The organism is Campylobacter sp. IFREMER_LSEM_CL292, assembly GCF_025771615.1.
Taxonomy (GTDB): domain Bacteria; phylum Campylobacterota; class Campylobacteria; order Campylobacterales; family Campylobacteraceae; genus Campylobacter_D; species Campylobacter_D lari_D.
Map to the genome: position 1 here is coordinate 42,134 of NZ_JAKMQP010000003.1, position 20,317 is coordinate 62,450.

23 protein-coding genes and 2 pseudogenes are annotated in these 20,317 nt (G+C 30.1%); 7 read left to right on the top strand and 18 right to left on the bottom strand.

What is annotated here, in order from left to right:
- Window position 1 precedes the first annotated feature (1 nt).
- From greA to L8T82_RS02910, 7 genes are all read right to left on the bottom strand, one after another.
- Window positions 2-487: a transcription elongation factor GreA gene (gene greA, locus L8T82_RS02880; protein ID WP_039619215.1), complete on the bottom strand. Its 486-nt coding sequence runs from the start codon at window positions 485-487 to the stop codon at window positions 2-4.
- 9 nt (window positions 488-496) lie between these two features.
- Window positions 497-1,594 (bottom strand): lipid-A-disaccharide synthase, encoded by a 1,098-nt coding sequence (gene lpxB / locus L8T82_RS02885; RefSeq protein ID WP_263725830.1) that lies wholly within the window; start codon window positions 1,592-1,594, stop codon window positions 497-499.
- Entirely contained in the window at window positions 1,591-2,184 is a 594-nt protein-coding gene (locus L8T82_RS02890) for a hypothetical protein (RefSeq protein WP_263662785.1), read from the bottom strand. Before L8T82_RS02890 ends, lpxB begins: the two co-directional genes overlap by 4 nt.
- Window positions 2,150-3,598, bottom strand: coding sequence for an AAA family ATPase (locus L8T82_RS02895; RefSeq protein ID WP_263662784.1), 1,449 nt, complete (start codon window positions 3,596-3,598; stop codon window positions 2,150-2,152). Before L8T82_RS02895 ends, L8T82_RS02890 begins: the two co-directional genes overlap by 35 nt.
- Window positions 3,599-3,722: 124 nt before the next feature.
- On the bottom strand, window positions 3,723-4,295 hold the full coding sequence (locus L8T82_RS02900; RefSeq protein WP_263661487.1) for a cytolethal distending toxin subunit A: 573 nt from the start codon (window positions 4,293-4,295) through the stop codon (window positions 3,723-3,725).
- Window positions 4,296-4,304: 9 nt separating this feature from the next.
- Entirely contained in the window at window positions 4,305-5,108 is an 804-nt protein-coding gene (locus L8T82_RS02905) for a cytolethal distending toxin subunit B family protein (RefSeq protein ID WP_220566608.1), read from the bottom strand.
- A gap of 2 nt (window positions 5,109-5,110) precedes the next feature.
- Window positions 5,111-5,917, bottom strand: a complete 807-nt coding sequence (locus L8T82_RS02910) for a cytolethal distending toxin subunit A/C (RefSeq protein WP_133319529.1) — start codon at window positions 5,915-5,917, stop codon at window positions 5,111-5,113.
- 156 nt (window positions 5,918-6,073) lie between these two features.
- On the opposite strand from L8T82_RS02910, the gene pepT reads away from it, so the two are divergent.
- Window positions 6,074-7,300: a peptidase T gene (gene pepT / locus L8T82_RS02915; protein WP_133319528.1), complete on the top strand. Its 1,227-nt coding sequence runs from the start codon at window positions 6,074-6,076 to the stop codon at window positions 7,298-7,300.
- A gap of 24 nt (window positions 7,301-7,324) precedes the next feature.
- Here pepT and dcuC read toward each other — a convergent pair whose 3' ends face one another.
- Together dcuC and pepE are read right to left on the bottom strand one after the other, a co-directional pair.
- The gene (dcuC, locus tag L8T82_RS02920; protein WP_220566573.1) at window positions 7,325-8,617 is read right to left on the bottom strand and encodes a C4-dicarboxylate transporter DcuC; all 1,293 of its coding nucleotides are present in this window, start codon (window positions 8,615-8,617) and stop codon (window positions 7,325-7,327) included.
- A 9-nt stretch (window positions 8,618-8,626) separates the two neighbouring features.
- Window positions 8,627-9,331 carry a dipeptidase PepE gene (gene pepE / locus L8T82_RS02925; protein ID WP_263725831.1) on the bottom strand — a complete coding sequence of 235 codons (705 nt, stop codon included), beginning with the start codon at window positions 9,329-9,331 and terminating at the stop codon, window positions 8,627-8,629.
- A 120-nt stretch (window positions 9,332-9,451) separates the two neighbouring features.
- On the opposite strand from pepE, the gene surE reads away from it, so the two are divergent.
- From surE to L8T82_RS02950, 5 genes and pseudogenes are all read left to right on the top strand, one after another.
- Window positions 9,452-10,225, top strand: coding sequence for a 5'/3'-nucleotidase SurE (gene surE, locus L8T82_RS02930; RefSeq protein WP_133319525.1), 774 nt, complete (start codon window positions 9,452-9,454; stop codon window positions 10,223-10,225).
- Window positions 10,218-10,871 carry a ThiF family adenylyltransferase gene (locus L8T82_RS02935; protein WP_220566570.1) on the top strand — a complete coding sequence of 218 codons (654 nt, stop codon included), beginning with the start codon at window positions 10,218-10,220 and terminating at the stop codon, window positions 10,869-10,871. Before surE ends, L8T82_RS02935 begins: the two co-directional genes overlap by 8 nt.
- Window positions 10,855-11,310 carry a GNAT family N-acetyltransferase gene (locus tag L8T82_RS02940; protein WP_263725832.1) on the top strand — a complete coding sequence of 152 codons (456 nt, stop codon included), beginning with the start codon at window positions 10,855-10,857 and terminating at the stop codon, window positions 11,308-11,310. The genes L8T82_RS02935 and L8T82_RS02940 overlap by 17 nt, the downstream gene beginning before the upstream one ends.
- Window positions 11,300-11,607: pseudogene (locus tag L8T82_RS02945) on the top strand (hypothetical protein); the annotation flags it as partial. The gene L8T82_RS02940 and the pseudogene L8T82_RS02945, both read left to right, overlap by 11 nt.
- Before the next feature lie 13 nt (window positions 11,608-11,620).
- Window positions 11,621-12,442: a CPBP family intramembrane glutamic endopeptidase gene (locus L8T82_RS02950; protein WP_263661492.1), complete on the top strand. Its 822-nt coding sequence runs from the start codon at window positions 11,621-11,623 to the stop codon at window positions 12,440-12,442.
- Window positions 12,443-12,445: 3 nt separating this feature from the next.
- On the opposite strand, the gene L8T82_RS02955 is transcribed toward L8T82_RS02950, so the two are convergent.
- The 4 genes from L8T82_RS02955 to L8T82_RS02970 are packed head-to-tail and all read right to left on the bottom strand — an operon-like array spanning window position 12,446 to window position 15,484.
- Window positions 12,446-13,144 (bottom strand): methyltransferase domain-containing protein, encoded by a 699-nt coding sequence (locus L8T82_RS02955; RefSeq protein WP_263659508.1) that lies wholly within the window; start codon window positions 13,142-13,144, stop codon window positions 12,446-12,448.
- The gene (locus tag L8T82_RS02960) at window positions 13,129-13,755 is read right to left on the bottom strand and encodes a pimeloyl-ACP methyl esterase BioG family protein (RefSeq protein WP_263725833.1); all 627 of its coding nucleotides are present in this window, start codon (window positions 13,753-13,755) and stop codon (window positions 13,129-13,131) included. The genes L8T82_RS02955 and L8T82_RS02960 overlap by 16 nt, the downstream gene beginning before the upstream one ends.
- On the bottom strand, window positions 13,752-14,876 hold the full coding sequence (locus L8T82_RS02965) for an aminotransferase class I/II-fold pyridoxal phosphate-dependent enzyme (RefSeq protein WP_263725834.1): 1,125 nt from the start codon (window positions 14,874-14,876) through the stop codon (window positions 13,752-13,754). Before L8T82_RS02965 ends, L8T82_RS02960 begins: the two co-directional genes overlap by 4 nt.
- Entirely contained in the window at window positions 14,876-15,484 is a 609-nt protein-coding gene (locus L8T82_RS02970) for a tetratricopeptide repeat protein (protein ID WP_263725835.1), read from the bottom strand. The genes L8T82_RS02965 and L8T82_RS02970 overlap by 1 nt, the downstream gene beginning before the upstream one ends.
- Before the next feature lie 129 nt (window positions 15,485-15,613).
- Here L8T82_RS02970 and L8T82_RS02975 point away from each other — a divergent pair, with 129 nt between their 5' ends.
- Window positions 15,614-16,882, top strand: a complete 1,269-nt coding sequence (locus tag L8T82_RS02975) for an adenosylmethionine--8-amino-7-oxononanoate transaminase (RefSeq protein ID WP_263725836.1) — start codon at window positions 15,614-15,616, stop codon at window positions 16,880-16,882.
- Here the strand turns inward: L8T82_RS02975 and bioD are convergent.
- The 5 genes and pseudogenes from bioD to L8T82_RS08035 form a co-directional block, all read right to left on the bottom strand.
- Window positions 16,856-17,428: a dethiobiotin synthase gene (gene bioD / locus L8T82_RS02980; RefSeq protein ID WP_263725837.1), complete on the bottom strand. Its 573-nt coding sequence runs from the start codon at window positions 17,426-17,428 to the stop codon at window positions 16,856-16,858. The two genes, L8T82_RS02975 and bioD, sit on opposite strands and share 27 nt — an antisense overlap.
- Before the next feature lie 7 nt (window positions 17,429-17,435).
- Window positions 17,436-17,750 (bottom strand): DMT family transporter, encoded by a 315-nt coding sequence (locus L8T82_RS02985; RefSeq protein WP_220566562.1) that lies wholly within the window; start codon window positions 17,748-17,750, stop codon window positions 17,436-17,438.
- A complete protein-coding gene (locus L8T82_RS02990; RefSeq protein ID WP_087699708.1) occupies window positions 17,750-18,097 on the bottom strand; it encodes a DMT family transporter in 348 nt (115 codons plus the stop codon). Before L8T82_RS02990 ends, L8T82_RS02985 begins: the two co-directional genes overlap by 1 nt.
- Window positions 18,098-18,161: 64 nt before the next feature.
- Window positions 18,162-19,355 (bottom strand): methyl-accepting chemotaxis protein, encoded by a 1,194-nt coding sequence (locus L8T82_RS08030; RefSeq protein ID WP_404842198.1) that lies wholly within the window; start codon window positions 19,353-19,355, stop codon window positions 18,162-18,164.
- Window positions 19,356-19,379: 24 nt separating this feature from the next.
- A pseudogene (locus tag L8T82_RS08035) lies at window positions 19,380-20,153 on the bottom strand (cache domain-containing protein); the annotation flags it as partial.
- Window positions 20,154-20,317 lie beyond the last annotated feature (164 nt).

The window sequence follows — 20,317 nt, forward strand, 5'->3', positions numbered from 1 at the left end:
ATTAAAATTCCAAAGCTTTGTATTCTATAGAAATGATTTCAAATTCACTCTCGCCTTTTGGCAAACGCACTTTAAAATCATCCCCTTCTTTTTTACCAAGCATTGCTTTAGCAATAGGCGAACTAATGGAAATATAGCCTTTTTCTAAATTTCCTTCATTTACCCCTACCAAAGTATAAGTGCTTTGTTTTTCACTTTCTAAATCCTCTACAACAACAGTTGAGCCAAATTTCACACTATCATGCTCATAAGAAGATGGATCGATGATTTGTGCTCTTGAGATCAAATCTCCAAGTTCAGCAATCTTTCCTTCTATAAAAGCTTGTTTTTCTCTAGCCGCGTGATATTCTGCATTTTCTTTTAAATCTCCATGGCTTCTTGCTATGTCTATTTCTTCTACTACTTTTGGGCGTTCAACTTTTTTTAAATGCTCTAATTCTTTTTCTAATTTCTCATAGCCGTATTTACTCATAGGTTCTTTTTGCATGATTTATCCTTATTTGATTTCATAAAGTATTTTAGCCAAATTTTTTGCACTTGCAAATTGCAAATATTCTTTTAAAAAATCTACTTTATCAAAAAATGCCTTATAATCGTATTTAAGATAAGCTTGATATAAATTTTCCACATTCACTTGCTCTTGTAAAAATTCAGGATTAAGCTCGCTTTTTCCTGCAAAATCTAAAAAGATATTTGCAAGGCCTATATGTTTGAGTTTTACAAAACATCTTGCGATAAATACATCAATAGCTTTAGCTTTATAAGCAAGCACAAAAGGCGTGCCGACCAAAGCTGCTTCAAGTGTAGCTGTGCCACTACAAATAAAAGCAAAATCAGCATTTTTTAGCACCTTTGGGGTGTTAGTTTGAATTTCAAAATTACTCACTTTTCCGTAAATTTCTAATCTTTTTAAATTAAACTCGGGCACACAAAGGATTTTTTTACCTTTAAATTTAGTGCTTAACTCTCTAAAAATAGGCATCAAACGCTTTATTTCACTTTTTCTTGAGCCCGGTAAGAAAGCGATTACTTTTTCATCATCATTTTTTGAAAGTATAGAATTTATATCTTCTTGATTTTTAAATTCTTTTATCTCATCTAAAAGCGGATGTCCCACATAAGTGCTTTTACTAAAAAACTCACTATCAAAAGGTAAAATAGAAGCTAGCACATCAAAATGACTTTCTATGATAGGAATGCGTCCTTTTTTCCATGCCCAAACTTGAGGTAAAATATAATAAATTCTTTTTACTTTGGAATTTGCTTTTTTTAAAGCCTTTGCAAAAGGTAAGTTAAAGGCAGGAGAATCTATACATAAAATCGCATCAATTTTTTGAGCAAAACTTAAACTCACCAGCTCTTTCATGGCTCTTTTAGCTTTTAAAATGAGTGGCAAAACCTCTATAAAACCCATAGCACTAAACTCATGTGAGCTATAAAGTGGCTTCGAATTTAAACTAAATTCTTCACATAAATTCTCATCATAAATTCCCACTAAATCAAATTCTTTATACTCATTTTTATAAGCTTTTAAAACTTCTTTTAAATGCAAATTTGCTGAAGGCTCTAAGGCACAAACTAAAAAGGTTTTCATTTGAAAATCTCAAAAAATTCATTTATTTTGTTTTCTGAAATTTTTACTATACCATTCTGTATATTACTAACTTCCACACTTTTAAATCTTAAATTAGTCATTTTGCAAAAAATTCTTTTATTTGAAACCCCCATTTTAGGATATATATATAAAAAAAATTCTTTTTTGATTACAATGCTTTCTTTGTGATATTCTAAATAACAAGATAAAAGATAATTTACAAATAATCTTGATGATTTTATTTGTTCCAATGCTTCATTTTCATTCTTTTTACTAAGACTTGATTTTATTTCAGAATAATATACAATTAATTCGTTATTCAATATTCTAAACACAATAAAATCGCACGATTTATTTGTAGAAAAGCTATTTAAAAGATTTAAGGTATGTTTGTTTTCATCTTGCCTAAGTATTAAAAAATCATCTTGATTTTTTAATGTAAATTCTATTTTTTTAATTTTACTATCTTCATGTTTTTCAAAGACTATAAAACAATTGCCATTTGGTTTTATTTTCAGATCATCTTTAATAGCATCTCTAAAAATTTTTAAGTGCTTATTTGTCATATCTAGTCTCACATATCTTTTCATAAATCGTACTTTGATTTTCATTTTGAGTATCTATAGGTTCATCAAAGGTATTCATAAAAATTCCTTCTTCTTTAGTGATTTTTACCCCTTCAATGGTATTTTTACCTTTAATGTTTTTAGCAATATAAGCTTTAATATCTTTAAAATCAATTTTATTTTCTTCTATATAACCTTTTGATTTGAGTGTTTGTATTTGTTCATTTGTTAATCCATTTAGCATTATGCAATTATTTAATTCTCTAACTATATAATCACTATGAGTAGTAATAAAAATTTTAACACCTGCATTTGCCAAAAGCGTAAAAAGTCTTGCTAGTAAAATTTGATTTTTAGGATGGAGATTAAGTTCTGGCTCATCTATCATCAAAATATCACCTTTTTGAGCTTCATGTAAAATATAATGATTTAGTATAAGCAAAGATCGAACAGAACTCGAAGCTCTTTGAATTAAAAATTTACCTTTGATAATTCTTTTTTTTGCACCCGGTGCAAATTCTACACCTTCTCCGCTAACCAAGTATTTTCCACCAACAATTTCAAATAATAAATCTAAAATATTTTGATATAAATTTTTACTTTTAGAATTTTTATTTATACCTTCTTGTATAAAGCTCGTTTTCTTTACTACCTCATCTAATTCTCTAACAAAATAAATATTATCTTTAACCGGTTTTGGATATCTAGAATATTTTTCTACTAAAATATCTATTACAGCTTCTTTAATATCACTACTTCTAACTTGAGATATCCTATCTACAATTTCATTTTTATTTACATCCAATTCCTTTTGAAACATTGAAGCTCCAGTTCTTTCTGCACTCAAAATAAAAGCTCTTGGGTATTTTGGAGTTAGAAATAAAAAAAAAGATGTTAAAAGCTGCATAGTTTTAATCATAATAATTCTATCTTTTACTTCAAAATTCTCATCATCATTCTTATAATCTAATTTTATATATTCGCTATTGATTTCTGACAAATTAATCAAATTTTTATTTTCTGAAAATTCTTTAAATCTATTTACAATATCTTCATTACTTAACTTACCTAAAAAATAATCTAATTCTTGGTTTAAGAAAACACTATCATCAAAATCTCCGTCTTTTCCTGCTAAGATTTCTGATAATTTTTCCTTATAATCATCGTATGTTTTTTCAATTACTTCTTTGTAAATAGCTAGAATTTCCCATGTTGATATTGTGATAGTATATTTTTCAGGAATTAAAATATTTGAATGTTTTTGAACTATTGAAAAAAATACACTAGTTAAATTATTACTTAAAAAATCCAAATAACCGTATAAACTATAAGTAGCATAAGTTTTCCCAGTATTATTTTCACCACAGATTAAAGTAATATTTCCTACTTCAAATTCTGCCTCATCAAGCATTCCAATATTTTTTAATTTTACTTTCATATTTTTCCTTCAATATATCTACTGTGTAGGATTTATATTTTGGCTATTAAAATTATCTACAAAAATTTAAAGACATTCTAACAAATTTTAACTTAGAGTTTAAACCCGCAAAAGCGGGTTAAATTTAATAAATCGGAGTTGCTTCAACAATAGCAGGAGCAAAGAAAAATAACTCTTTTAACTCTATCGGCACAGAAGGATTTACAGTGCAATCATCTAAGCCAAAACGATTTTCTATAGGCACGCGCGCTTCATAAAAGGTACTCATGCATTTTACCCCGCCATGAGTTAAAGATCTAATTTGCACAGCTGAACTTGTAGTAGGCATGATAGAAAAAACCGTTTGCATTTGCCCATCTTGCAAATCTTGCTTGCAAGATTTCACTCCAAAAGATTTTTCACTTAAGACAGCTAAACATACATCAGCACCTCTAGGGTTTATAAACTGCACATAGCCAAAAGGGCGTTGCACGGCATATCTATCTTTTTGTTTCAATTCTTTGCTAAGTATTATTTCCCTTAAAAACCAATTTTGCTCTTCTAATTTTTCAGAGCTATATCTAAAAGGACTAAGTGAAATTCCTGTTTCTAAAGATCTTATCGCGAACATAGGTGTAAAATCTTCTAAATCATCAAATAAAACTTCAGCTTTTAAAAAACTTAAAATAAAGCAAAATAAAATACAAATTTTTCTCATCATCTTCTCCTAAGGTCTTCTAAAATTTACAGGAAAATGATCCGAAGCTAAAAAAGTCCTAAGTCCTGCTACAGCTAAGATTGCAAGAATTCTAGGCGGACTATATAAAGATGTAGTACTTGAATTTCCCGTAATCGCATAATCAATTGTATTGCCACCTGTTTGTGTAAAAGAAGGAGGTGCGACTATATTAATGCGAGATCTTAAATCCGGATCAATTAAATTTACAATAGTCCCAGGAGGTCTGTTAAAATCCCCTAAAATCATCCAATTAACCTGTGGCATATTCCTAAAGTGCATATCCACAGCACTTATAATAGCCCCTGCATCATTACCACCTCTTGATAAAGCGTGTATGCTAAAAAACGCATCATTTCCTATACGAATTCCTATAATAGGCCTTGAAGCAACGGTTGGAGGTGGTAAAACTATTACCTCATCAGCTCGCATTCTACTCACAATAGCCATATTTACGCGATTTGCCCCAACATCAACTCTTGAGTAGTATATATAAACTGAATTTGGACGACTTGATGAACCCAAATTCCACTCATACTCATGAATAGGAATGCCAACTCCCACGGGTTGAACTTGTCTTGGCGTCATTATAGCAGTGCTTGGTAAAACCCCTGCTTCTTGAACAGCCAAAATATCCATAGGATTAGCACCAGTTACAAGCTGTCTTATGCTAATATTCCACTTACTTTCAGTAGAAGCTGATGCACCTTGTAAATTCCAAGTACCGCTATTATAATTTTCCAAAGCAGCAAATAATAAATTAAAACTAAAAATCAAAAATACTATCTTTTTCATCATCACTCTCCCGTATAAGCATAAGGCGATCTTGTTTGAAAAGCAGGCGCACTAATGCTCCATTGTCTATCTAAATTTTTTTCTTTTGATTTCAAACAAGGTGTCAAATAAATACTATAATAGTCAAAATAAAATTCCTCCATTACATTTCCAACTGTCGTTTGTATACATTGTTGTGTTGCAAAATTTTGAATTTGATAAGCACCATTGCTCATAGGATATAATCTCCAAAATTGTGCAAAATTTGTCTGATCGCAAGGATAATGTACTATACCATTACCATAAGCATTTAAGCAAGTTAAAGTTTTTGCATTTTTAATCATCACAGTATTATTTGGAAATTCAATGAGTTGCCACACTCTTGCATCACCAAAAGATTTACTATCAAATAAATTATACCCCCATATCCAATTGCCTGGATTTAAAGCCCAAACCGTTAGTGCAGCTCCATTTGGGTTCATAATAGTTACAAAATCGCTTACAAATCCTATATTTTCATACAAAGCATTTGAAGTAAATCCATTGCTTGATGTAAGTCTTGGTAATGGTCCTTTTACAGCATTATCTCCTTTAAAAGTATTGACTTTCATAAGAGGTGGCTCAAGTGGTATAGCTGGGATTTTCTTACCTTCCACTAAAGTTGGTGTTTTTTGTTTAGCCGGTGGAGTTGGATTTTTACCTATTTTCAAAGGATCTCCATCGCTAAATTCTCCAAAAGAACGCCCTAAAGGATTGATTTCTTTAGAAGAACATCCAACAAAAAAAGTTATAAATACGCTCAATATCATCATAAATCTAAGTTTTTGCATATTCTCTCCTTAAAAAATATAAATTTAAATATATTATCATAATTTTAAATAAATTTTGATAGAAAATATCATTTAATAAAATCTTCTTAGATTAATCAAATATTTTAAAAATGAATTGTTATAATTTTATTAATTTTAATCTAAAAAGGAAAAATTATGGATATTGTACAAAGATTTATAAATTACACTAAGATTAATACCACTACAAGTAGAGAAAATGGCGCCAAAGGCATTATGCCATCAAGTCCTAATCAAATGGAGCTTGCAAAATTACTTGAAAAAGAATTACAAGAACTAGGTTTAAAAGACATCAAAAGAAGAGAAAACACCATCACCACAGCTCTTTTACCAGCAAACACTCCAAATGCTCCTAAAATAGCCTTTTTTGCGCATTTAGATACAAGTATGGAACAAACTAATGACACCAAAGCACAAATCACTAAGTATCAAGGTGGAGATATATGCTTAAATAAAAACTTAGATCTTTATTTGAAAGAAAGTGAATTTAAAGAGCTTAAAAACTACATAGGAGATGATATTATCCACACTGATGGCACAAGCTTGCTTGGAGCTGATGATAAAGCAGCTATTGCAGCTATTATGGATATGCTTGAATTTTTTGTTAAAAATCCTGATATTAAGCATGGTGATATTTATGCTTGCTTTTTACCTGATGAAGAACAAGGTTTAAGAGGGGCAAAAGCTTTTGATATAAAAGAAATTAATGCTGACTTTGGATATTGTTTAGATTGTTGTGAGATAGGAGAATTTATTTATGAAAATTGGAATGCAGGAGATTGTGAAGTAGAATTTATAGGAAAATCTGCTCATCCTATGAGTGCTAAAGGAAAATTAGTTAATTCTTTACTTTTAGCACATAAATTTATCTCTATGCTTCCAAATGGCGAAGCACCTGAATACACAGAAAATAAAGAAGGATATTTTTGGGTTAAAGAACTCAAGGGAAATAGCGCTAAAACTATTTTAAAAATAGATATTAGAGAATTTGATGATGAAAAATACAAACAAAGAATGCAATTTTTACAAGATTTAAACGATAGTTTTAAAAAGCTATATGGAGAAGAAAGAATTAACATTAAGCTTAACGATCGTTATAAAAATGTCTTTAATAGTCTAAAAACAACCAAATCTTTGCCTATTAAACTTGCTTTACAAGCTTATGAAAATTTAAATATCAAAACTAAAATCATTCCTATGCGTGGAGGATACGATGGAGCGGTGCTTTCGGAAAAAGGCCTGCCTTGTCCAAATATCTTTACTGGAGCACATAATTTTCACTCTATTTATGAGTATTTACCTGTTAAATCTTTAAAAGCGGCAAGCAAAGTTATACAAGAAATCATCATCCTAGCCGCAAAATAAATTTAAGCCTTTTAAGGCTTAAAATTATAATAACACAAAAGCAATTACAACCACCGAAACAACACAACCTAAAGCAGTTCTTTTAACAATTTCTAAAGGACTAACCCCGGCTATAGCTGAAACGATGATACAAGCTCCTAAAATAGGCGAAAGGTATCTTCCAAGCACTGCTGACATTGCCACTGCAGTACCAAGTTTAACTTGATCAAAACCAAGATCTTGAGCATGAATAGTTACAGCCTTGTTAAATGCCATAGCAGCAGCATCACCGCTACCTGTAATCATAGCCATTAAAAATGGTATAAAAGTTCCACCAAAACGCACATAATGCTGTTCATTTTTAAGCCATTCTATGATAATATCAATTACACCGCATGCTTTTAAACCCGCAACAAAAACACTAGCAGCTATGATAATCCCTATAATCTCTGCATAAGATTTTCCCATGCCATTGAAAAACTCTTTAAAAATATTATCAGGCTTACTCATAGTTACCACCAAAGCTATAATCGCCCCTAAAAGCATAGCTTCAGCAACTCCAACTTGTTTTGTCCATGTTAAAAACTCATAATCATTTAAAGGACTTGCGCCTATGATTAGTACAATCAAAGGCACTAAAGGCATAAGCGCATAAAATACATTTACTTTTTCAATATTATCTTCAGTCTTGTTTTGATTAGCCACTTCAAAAACTTGCCCTTTTTGATAATCTTTAAAAATCACTGCCATAATCATCAAAGAAATCATCACTATCACTCCTGCTGTTAATGCATTTGGAGTTTGAGTTAAAACAATTTCTTGTATATTTTTCCCTGAAATTTCAGAAATCAAAGCCGTATGAGAAACACCTGGACTTAAAATTCCTCCTATAGTTCCACAAAGCACTGTTGCTGCTGCCATGGCAGGTTTTATACCCGAAGCCATTAAAAGCGGTATTAAAGTCGCACCAACTGCAGCTGAACATCCTGCCGCTGAAGGTATAGCTATAGCGATAAAAAAAGTCACCATAAAAGCAAGTGGGATTAAGAAAAATCCTACATTTTTCAAAGGTGTTGTAAGTAATCTAACCAAATGTTTATCGCATTTAGTCACTTTCATCACAAAAGCAAAACCCATACTCGCACAAATTGCCTTAATCAAGGCAGGTTGCACCATAGCATGCGTAAAAGCACTCAAAGCTTCAATGGGCTTAAGTGAAATCAAACATAAAATAAAACCAACACTAATTAAAGCTGTTTTTGTTTCTACTTTTTTAATAAGCAAATAAACCACAGCCACAATACCAAAAATCGCAGCTAAAAGATAAAAAGTTTGCATTTTTCTCCTTTAGATTTTAGTTATTTGATTGACTTTTAAATATTCTACATTAAAAGGATGACTTAGCTTTAACACATCATGATAACCTATGATTTTTAAGCTATCATCTTGCACTTTTAATGCAGAACCCTCCGGTATAGCATAAACAATGTCTTTTGGATTAGTTAATAAAAACTCTTCCAAACGCTCTTCTCTACTTTCTCCGTTGTATCCAGGAATTTTCCCGCCAATAAAATGTGGGTTGATTTGACAAGGAAAAACCCCTAAACTATCAAAACTTTTTGGCATAACAATAGGCATATCATTAGTTGTTTTTATGCTAAGACCTGCTATGTTTGAGCCTGCACTCCAACTTATATAACAAGCCCCTTTTTCAATACGCTCTTTTAACACTTCAAGCAAATCATTTTCATATAATTTATGCAAAAGCATAAAACTATTGCCACCACCTACTAAAAAAACCCTTGCATTTAAAATCGCTTCTTTTAAATTTTCAAAATGGTGTAATGATTTGATATTATCTTTTTTCAAGCCTTCTTTTACCTTAGCTTCATAAGCATCATAAGTCCTTCTAACACCCGCATAAGGTATAAAAAGAATTTCTTCATCTTTCATGGAATTTTCTTTTAAAAAATCATCTATAAATTCTCTAGTATGACTTAAATAAGCACTATCTTTATAGCCAGAAGCACTAAAAAGTAAAAGTTTTGACATCATTCTTTCCTTTAAAAAATTAATCAAAACTATAATTTTAATATTTAAAAAATGAAAAAACAATTTAGTAATAAAAAAATATTGTATTACTTGTGTTAGAATTTAAAAAAAGGAAAAAACATGAAAGAAATTTTAATAACAAACGATGATGGCTATGAAAGTGAGGGTTTAAAAAAGCTTATAAAAATGCTAAGAAAGCATTTTAAAGCTAAAATTACCATAGTAGCTCCTGCTAGTGAAAAATCAGCATGCTCACACTCCATAACACTAACTAAGCCTTTGAGATTTCATAAGGTTGGTAAAAGATTTTACAAGCTTGATGATGGCACGCCTGCAGATTGTATTTATCTAGCTTTACATGCTTTATATAAAAAGCGTTTGCCTGATCTTGTCATAAGTGGAATTAACAAAGGTGCTAATGTAGGCGAGGATATAACCTACTCAGGAACTTGCGCAGGTGCTATGGAAGCAGTACTTCATGGAATTCCCGCCATTGCTTTATCGCAATTTTACAAAGATAATCAAAAAGAGCTTGATTATAAACTTGCTTTAAAACTTACTAAAAAAATAGTCAAAAATATCTTTGAAAAAGGCTTTCCTTTAGATAAAAAAGAATTTTTAAATATCAACTTTCCTTCTAGCAAAACAGCCTTTCAAGGCTTAAAAATTTGCAAAGCAGGTAAAAGAATTTATAGCTATAAAGCACACTCAAATACAAATCCAAGAGGTGTAGAATACTACTGGCTAGCTGCTGCTAATCTTGATCATGAAAATGAAAAAGATTCAGACATAGCACTTTTAAAACAAGGCTATGCCACAATAACCCCTATAATGCTTGATCTAACAGCTTATAAACAAATGAAAAATCTCAAAAAATGGATGAAAAATGGATAGATACACGCGTATAAAATGGCTTATTAATGAAGAAAATTTTATCAAAATTCAAAACACTAAAGTTTTAGTTTGTGGGCTTGGTGGAGTTGGTGGAATTTGTGTTGATGCGCTTTTTAGAAGTGGCTTTAGTAATCTAACTTTAATTGATGCGGATAAATTTGAAACTACTAATCAAAACCGCCAGCTTCATAGTGAAAATATAGGCGAAGAAAAAGCTAAGGTTTTTGAGCGTATTTACAATGCTAAAGGTATAGTCAGTAAAATCGATGATGAGTTTTTGAAAAGTTTTAATTTGAGTGAATTTGATCTTATCATCGATGCGATCGATGATATACCTGCTAAGGTTGCTTTGGCTAATTTACTTGATTTGAAAAAGCAAATTTTTATCTCATCAACCGGTGGAGCTAGAAAGCTTGATCCAACACGTATTAAAACGACAAGCATATTTAAAACACATGGCGATGCTTTAGCTAAAAAATTCCGCTATGAACTTAGAAAATCGGGCTTTAAAGGGGATTTTGATGTGGTATTTTCAGATGAAGAAGCCCATTGTAAAGATCTTGGCTCATTTATGGGTGTAACAGCTTCTTTTGGACTTGCTCTAGCTTCTTTGGCTTTAAGGAAAGTGCTTGATAAGAAAGCTTGATATAAAAGACTTAGCTCCTTGTATCAAGCTTTTTAAGCAAAGCGTATCCATTCTTTGTAAAAATGATTATACAAAAGAACAAATTCGTGCTTGGATTAATATAAACCAAAAAGCTTGGGAAGAAAAATTTCAAAATCAACTAGGTTTTATTTATGAAGACAAAGGCCAAATTATATCTTTTATAAGTATAAATTTAGAAGAAAAAACACTCGATCTTTGCTTTACTCATACAAACTATGCTCATCAAGGTTATGGTAAAGCTTTATTAGAATTTGCTCTTAAAAACTACCCTTATAGTGAAATTTATACTTTTGCTAGTCTTAGCGCTAAAAATTTCTTTTTAAAAGCAGGATTTAAAATCATCAAAGAAAACATTGCTATAAGAGATCAACAAGAATTGAAAAATTTTTTCATGAAAAAGAAAATAAAACGATTTTAAAAAAACAAATAAAATGCATTTTATCTGCTTCTACTTTAAAATTTTTAATATCTTAATTACACTCAATAAAGGTATTATAAAAGATAATAATAAATTTTTCACTACAAAGATAAAAATTATAAATATCATCAAGCTAAGTGAAAACACAAACTGGAATTTAAAACAATATAGACAAATTGTAGGTTTTATAAAAAGTAACAAAATTTACGCTTTTGTCTTAAATATATAAATGTAAATGATTTAAAAAAGCTTTACCTAAGAGAAGAAGTAGTAAAACTATATCTAGATCAATTATAAACAAGGATTTTATATGTTAGCTTTAAGCACTCATCTTTTTTTGGCTATTTCTTTGATATTGCTTTCATTTGATAAAGTCAAAATTTCGTATATTTTTTTACTCTTTTCAGTCTTGTTGGGATATGTATTTAAAATTATAGATATAACTTTTATAGTGATTAATGTATTAGTTTTTATAACGGCTATATTGTATCAGTATAAAAAAATTTTCATATTAGAAATAGCATTATTTATCTATGCTTTAGCTTTATTTCTTCATTTTATCCCTGGTGTAAATAACATCAAAGTTTTAGATCAAGTTTATGCAAGCACAAATAGCGCACCTTTTAATCTTTACTTTAGTATTGACAAGCCACTAGGGGTTTTTATACTTTTTATACTTTTTCCTATTTTATTTAAAAACACAAACTACACCAAAGCTTCAGTGCTAAAATGGAGCTTATTGCTTTTATCTCCTATTCTTTTGCTGTGCGTGCCTTGGTATTTGGGTGTTATCAAACTAGAAATAAGCATACCATCATGGATTTTATATTTTTTATTTTCAAATCTTTTGTTAGTTGCTTTAGTAGAAGAAGCTTTTTTTAGAGGTTATCTCCAACAAAGACTTACACAATTTATTCACCCCAATCTTGCTTTATTAATCGCAAGCATAGCTTTTGGATTAGTGCATTATAAAAGCGGTGTTTTGATGATTGTATTTGCTAGTGTTGCAGGCGTGATTTATGGCTTAGCTTATAAACACTCAAAAAGCTTATGGATGAGCGTATTGTTTCACTATGGATTAAATTTAATCCATTTGATATTTTTTACCTATCCATTTTACTTAAAACATTAGCGATTATAGTTTTCTAACTAGAAAAAATAAAGGATGATAAGTCAAGGTATTTTGAAATTCTTTTTCATAGTTTTTTAAAAATGCCTTGCTTATAAAAAATTTATCACTCAAAGCATTTACTCCGCTTAATTTCAAATGCCTAAAAAGTTCCAAAGTATGATCAAATTTTAACTCTTTTAACTCTTCTTTTGTTTTTATGATCTTAAAATTTTTAGAAAGCTTTTGCCTAATTTGCTCTAAAGTTAAATACTCAAGTGATAAATTAGTGCTTTGTTTTATTTGAGTGAAATTTTTTTCTCCAAAAGTAGAAAAAAGCAAAATCCCATTTTTATTTAGCATGCTTGCAAAATTTTCTAAAAGCTCATCTATCTTTAGCCACTGCATACAAGCATTGGAAGCTATAAGATCAAATTTTTTCGTATAAAAATGATGATTTTTAAGTTCATTCATATCAAAAACACCAAATTCATCAAACTTACAAGGATTTTCAAAAGGATAAATATCATTTAAAAAATAATGCTTAAATTTAATACACTCTTGCAAAGCCTTACTAAAAACCCCTACTCCACAGCCAAACTCAAATACCGCTTTAAAATCGCTCAAATCATTCTCACTAAGCATTTTACAAAGCTCTTTAACCATGTCTTTTTGCACTGGTGTATTTGCGCTATAAGTATCTTTTGCTCTTATGAAAGTTTGCAAAGCTCTTCCCAAGTGTGGTATTTAAAAAATGCAAAATGCGGCTCATCGATAAACATTGCCTTTTCTTTGAAAAAATTTAAAACATGCTTTGGTGGAAAGATTTTATCCTCTTTGCTAATTATGGCTTTATCCCAAGTGAAATTTTCATTTAAGTTTTTAGTGCAAAACTCATATAAACTTAAAAGTTCTGCTTTTAAATACTCGTTTTTTTCAAAGTAAAATTCATCACTTAAATTCATTCTTTTTTCAAGCAAATTTGCTTTAAAATCCTCTAAAGCAAATCTTTTTATCGTAAGTTTAAAAATGGCTTTTTTAATCCCAAATTCATCATTTATAGGTAAATTTGTGCCATTTATGGCTATTTTTTTATCAAATTTCATATCTTTTAAAATTTTACTCGCCACACAAACTCCCATAGAAAAGCCAACAAGAGTGATTTTTTCAAATTTATTAAGATCAAATTCCCAACCAAAACTCGTATAATCATACACCATTAAAACATTTACATCACTTTTTAAATGCGTAAAATGGCTAAAATGCGAGCAAAACCCTGAAAAAAATAAAATCAACTCAGATGAATTTGCATTTTCATGTAAAAAATGAGTTTTCAAAATACCTCCAAAACCTTTTTTAAGTCTTTTTTCACTAAACCAGTATGCAAAGAAAAGCGAATTCTAGCTGTATTTTTAGCTACGGTTGGCTCTTTAATAGCAGGTGCAAAAATACCATTTTCTAAAAGCTTTTGTGAAATTTCACTAGCTAGTGCATTTTGCCCTAAAATAAAAGATATCACATAAGCCTCGCCTAAAACTGCACCTTTACTTGCTAAAGCATTTTTAAACCAAGTGCTTAATTCTAAAAGCTTTTTTCTTTGAGCGCTAAATTCATGCAAATGCTTAAAAACATGCAAAGTCCAAGCTACATTGATAGGCGCAATGGCAGTTGAGTATATAAAGGCCCTTGCTTTGTTGATAAAAAAATCTTTTTCATCACTTATCATACAAGCTCCCATGGAAGCTATGGCCTTACCAAAGGTAAAAACTAAAAAATCCACTTCCTTTTCCAAGCCCAAAAATCTCACATAACCCAAACCATCATCTCCAAAACAACCTATGCTATGAGCTTCATCAATGTAAATTTTGATATTTTTAAACTCTTTTTTTAAATTTATGAATTCTTTTATAGGCGCAAAATCTCCATCCATACTAAATAGCGCTTCACTTATGATGATGATATTTTCAAATTCTTTATAATGCTTCTGCACTAAGCTTTGTAAATGCTTTATATCATTGTGTTTAAATCTTATAAATTTAGCTCCGCCAAGCCTTAAACCATCAATAATACTTGCATGTACTTGCTTATCTGCTAAAAATAAAGTATTTTTAATGCTTGCTAAAGCTTGCAAACAGCTAACATTTAAGGCATAGCCATTATTAAAATGCAAGATTTTTCTGCCTAACTTAGCTTCTAAAAAGCTTTCAAATTCATCAAAAATCGCATAATTTCCACTCAAGCTTCTTGAACTTGAACTAGAAAATTCAAATTCTTTTAAATGTGTTAAAAAGTCTTGCTTTAATGCTTTTTCATTACTTAAATTTAAATAATCATTGCTCGCTAAATTCAGCAATTTTTGCTCATTATAAATAACATATTTTTCCTCATGTTTTAATGAGCGTAGAATTCTAAAATTATCTTGTTGTTTTAACTCATCTAAAATTTGTGCAATTTGCATTATTGTTTAAGCCTTGCGTAGTTTTCACAACCCTCATCGCTTTTTAAATCACAAGCCTTGCCAAAATATTCTAAAGCTTTAGAAATATCTTTTCTAACGCCTTTGCCATTTTCATACATAAAACCAAGACTATTGCATCCTTCTTTATGGTTCATATCGCAAGCTTTTCTATAAAGTTCTACAGCTTTAAAATTATTTTTACCGACAATTTGTCCTTTCTCATATAAAGCTCCAAGGTGAACACAAGCGTAAAAACTATTTAAAGAACAAGCTTTGCTATAAAATTTTTCAGCCATCAAACCATTCATTTTAACACCTTCTCCGGTTTCATATAAAATTGCAAGTCCAAAACAACCGCTACCTTCATTTAGGTCGCAAGCTCTTTTATAAAATTCCACTGCTTTAGGGTAATTTTCATATATTTTATACATAAATCCGAGAGCAGAGCAGCCTTTTTTATTTTCTATGCAATCTTTTTGATATTTTTTCATATCATCTCCATATTGCGTAGCGTTGAATGCTTTTTCAATGACAACAAGCAAATCTTTATCTTGTGTGTATGCAAAATTTAAAAATAAAATCGCTAAGATAATCAAAACTTTTTTCATACTTTATCTCCAAATTTAAGATAAAAAACTAATTATATAAATATTTTCTAAATAATCCTTTTTCATTTTAAAGCATAAATTTGAGTAAAAATTGTAGTATCATTAGTAATAAAAATCAAAGAAGTAAAAATGAATTTAAAAGAACTAGACTTAAAACACATTTGGCACCCTTGCACGCAAATGAGCGATCATGAGTTTTTACCTTTAATACCTATAAAAAAGGCTAAGGGAATGTATTTGTATGATTTTGATGAAAAATCCTACATAGACTGCATTAGCTCTTGGTGGGTAAATATCTTTGGTCATTGTAATGAATACATCAATGAAAAAACCAAAGATCAACTTCAAAATTTAGAGCATGTCTTGCTTGCAGGCTTTTCACATGAGCCTATCATAAAGCTTTCTCAAAGACTTTGCAAGCTTTTACCTTTTGATAAATGCTTTTTTGCAGACAATGGTAGTTCAGCCATAGAAGTGGCTTTAAAAATGAGCTTTCAATACCACTTAAACAATGGCTCTAAAAAGGATAAATTTTTATCGCTTAGCAATTCTTACCATGGAGAAACCCTAGGTGCATTAAGCATTGGCGATGTAGCACTTTATAAAAAAACCTATGAGCCTTTACTTTTAAAAAGTATCACAACGCCTGTACCAACAAGTAAAAACTATACAAAAGAACTCGAAATTCTAGAAAGCATTTTAAAAAATCATCATCATGAAATTTGTGCTTTTATACTTGAGCCTTTACTTCAATGTGCGGGCAATATGCATATGTACGAGCTTGGGTATTTAGATGAGGCAGTTAAACTTGCTAAAGATTATGGCGTGCAAGTGATATTTGATGAGATAGCCACAGGTTTTGGACGCACAGGGGAAATGTTTGCGCTTGATTATTGCTCACAAAGTATTGATTATATATGTCTTTCTAAAGCTATCACGGGTGGGTATTTACCACTTTCAGTGGTGCTTACTAAAGATGAAATTTATGAGAAATTTTATGATAGCTATGAGAGCCAAAAGGCCTTTTTACACTCTCACTCTTACACGGGTAATGCCCTAGCTTGTGCAGCGGCTAATGCGACTTTGGATATTTTTGAAAAAGAAAATATCATCGCAAAAAATAAAATCAAAAGTGCTTTTATAAAAACTCAATGGGAAAGTTTAAAAGAATTTGACTTTTTAGGAAATTTTAGAAATTTAGGCATGGTAAGTGCATTTGATATACAAAAAAGCAAATATCAAAGAGCAGGACTTGAAGTCTTTCAAAGAGCCTTAGAAAAAGGATTGCTTTTAAGACCACTTGGAAATACAATTTACTTCATGCCACCATATGTTATAAATGAAGATGAAATTAATTATGTCATGCAGTCTTTAAGAGAAATTTTCAAGGATTTTTGAAAGTTTTTCGCACACTTTATCATCAAATTCTATGATAGGAATTTTAGCGTAATTGCTTATAAAATCCTTGCTAAAAGTATCTTGAGTTTTTAAGATTAAAGCAAGGATTTTAATATCTCTTTGTTTTAGTGCTTCTATGCTTAAAAGCGTGTGATTGATACTTCCTAGATAGTCTTTTGCGACTAAAATCGTAGGGTGCTTAAACGCACTCATATAATCAATCATTGTTTTTTCATCATCAAGGGGCGAAAAAAGCCCGCCAGCTAGCTCGATAATGAGTTTTTCACTTTGTGGAATTTGTATATCAAAAGCTTTATAATTTAAATTCTCTAAAATCCTACCTTTGTGCGGGGAAGCAGGGGTTTTTAAAAACACACCTTCTTTGAAAATCTTAGTTTTTAGGCTAAACTCAGCTACTACCTCGCTATCTTTTGGCATACCTGCTTGAATAAGCTTAAAATAATCAAAACCCAATTCTTTACAAATTCTAGCACTTAGATAAGTTTTACCAACATCTGTGTCTATACCACTAATGTATATTTTCATTTTAAACCTATGAAAGTATTTTTAAACCCACGGTGCAAGCAATGATAAGAGCGATCAAAAGAAGCTTTAAAAAGCTTTTGCTTTCTTTATAAAAAAGCACCCCTATGATAACCCCGCCTGCAGTTCCAGCTCCTGTCCATATAGAATAAGCCACACTCATAGCAATACTTTGCATGCTAAGGCTTAAAAATCCAAATGAAAAAGCAAAACACACTATCAAAGCTAAAAGATAAAGCTTATTTTTAGTGCTTACAAGTTGTTTCATGATAATCACACCAAAAATTTCAAAAGCGGTCGCTAAAAATAAAAAAAACCATTCCATTACTTAGCTTCCTTGCTAATGATTTTAAGGCCTATGATACTTAAAAGCAAAATGGCTATTAAAGTAAGCTTGGTAATAGAGCTTGGCTCATTGAAAATAAACATCTCATTAAGCACCACTCCAACCGTGCCAATACCTACAAAAACACTATAAGCAATACTTACTTCAAGTCTTTCACAAGCTTTTAAAAAACATGTAAAAGATATACAAACTCCAATGGCTGTTAAAGCATAATGCCAAATTTCAGTAGAGTATTTTAAACCACTTACCCAAAAACACTCAACCAAACCACCTAAAATTACCATAAACCAACCAAAATTAGAGCTTATTTTTGTTCTTTCAATCATAATCTACCTTTTTTTTAAAAGTGCAAATTATAACCAAAATTACAAAATAATAAGCTCCTTGGTATTAAATTTTCTTACTTTCTACCTCTTTTAATATATCTTGAGAAATATCCCCTACTTCTTTAGTAGTTTCATTAGTAAAATTAGCTATTTTTACATTTTCTTTTGTGACATCTTCTAGTTGAATTATCGCATCATTGATTTGTGAAATACTTTGAGTTTGTTCATGCATTGATATAGAAACATCATTAACGCTTTGAACTAAAATATTTACATTAGCTTCTATCTCGCCTAAACTTCTTTCTGTCTTTTCAGCCAAATGACGCACCTCATCAGCAACCACAGCAAAACCTCTGCCATGTTCGCCCGCACGAGCAGCTTCTATGGCAGCATTTAATGCTAATAAATTTGTTTGTTCTGCTATGTCCTTGATCACATTTACTACTTCTTTAATATTTTCAGCTTGAGAAACAACCTCTGTAGTTTTACCTCCAACATTTTGCATAGAAATGTTTATTTGCTCTACTGCTTTTATGGATTTTTCCAAAGAATTTGATTGAGAATAAGTTCCATCAACAAGTTTTTGCATAAATTCTTCTAGTTTTTCACATTGTATAGTTAGTTTATGTGCAAATTTAGAAGAAGAAATCAACATCTTTTTGATTTCTGAACCTAAAACATTTGTTGTTATTTCTACACTTCCTTTTGCATTTTCAACCTGTGTTGAAAAATCTAAAGCCTTATAACTTTCAAGCACTCTATCAAGCTCGTTGATGTTTGATCCTATTTTCTCTTCTAAAATATCAAGCAATTCATTTAATACATTTTTTAACTCTATTAGTTGAGGATTTATAGGATCATTATCAATTCTAACAGATAAATCTCCAAGCTCTATCTCTTTCAACTTTTGAACACTTTCAAACACAGCCTTCTTGTCTTGTTTTAAATTCTTTTGGATATTTTTTATACCATTATTGATTTCTTTACCAATAATAGCAAATTCATCATTTCCTTTGATATTTAAATCTATATCCTTCATATCGCCTTTGTAGTTTAAACTTTCAAAAAAATCTTCTAAAGCTTCTTTAATAAATATAATTTTCTTAAGAAAATGCTCTATCATACCGCCCAAAATAACGATAATAACAAGGACAAAAATCACACCAAATATAACTTGGGTAATTAAAAGTCCGTTTAAAACCTCATCATAATCACTCAAAGCATTAGAAGAACACAAAGTTAAAGAATTTTCTCCCATAATACATACAGCTAAGCGTTCTTGACCTTTAAGTTTATACAAAATCAAATCAGTAGTTTCATTTGGAGTTACACTTGCAACATTAACAAAAATTTTTAACACTTCTTTAACTTCATTGTCTTCATAAAAATCTATATTAGCAGAAGAATGAGCTATCATTTCCTTTCTTTCATTGATTAAAAACACATTATTACTTGCAGTAGTTTTTAATCTTCCAAAAGCATTGCGTATATCATCTAGAAAAAACTCACCTGCTAAAACTCCATAAAATTTCCCATCAATAACAATCGGAATTGACACTGACAAAGCTATTTTTTTAGTTACGACATCTAAAAAAGGTTCTGAAATGCTTACCTTATTTTTATTTTTTGCATTTTGATACCACACGCGTTCTCTAGCATCAAAACCATCTTTTTCTTGATTTAAAATAAAATGTTTTCCTTTAGAATTAATATCTACATCAATTAAGCTACCATCTTTTTCATACCCAACATAAATAGCATTAAAAGAATAAAAACCAAACATCTTTTCTAAAAAAGAACCAATATATTCCTCACTTACATTTTTATGTTCAATAATATTTGCAGCGATTTTTTTAATATTCTCTATCTTAGTATTGAAGTATAAATCTGAAAAATTTTTTCCATTTTTAACACTTTCTTGCTTTCCACTTACAATACTTTGAAGAATATCCGTTTTAGACGAATAATAATTTAGTCCAACAAAAATACCAAATCCAACAACCAAAATCAAAGCTGTGAAAAATGATATTTTCTTAGCTACAATAGTTTTAAACATTAAAATACCTCCTAATTTTGCAATAAATATAAAAACATTTTAATTAATTTCTAAAAAATTTTTCAAAAATAACACCTATAAAAATAAAAAGTAGAATTTTTGTCCTAAAAATACTCATTTATTAATTAAATTTTAGTTATATTTAATTTTTATTAAATATAATA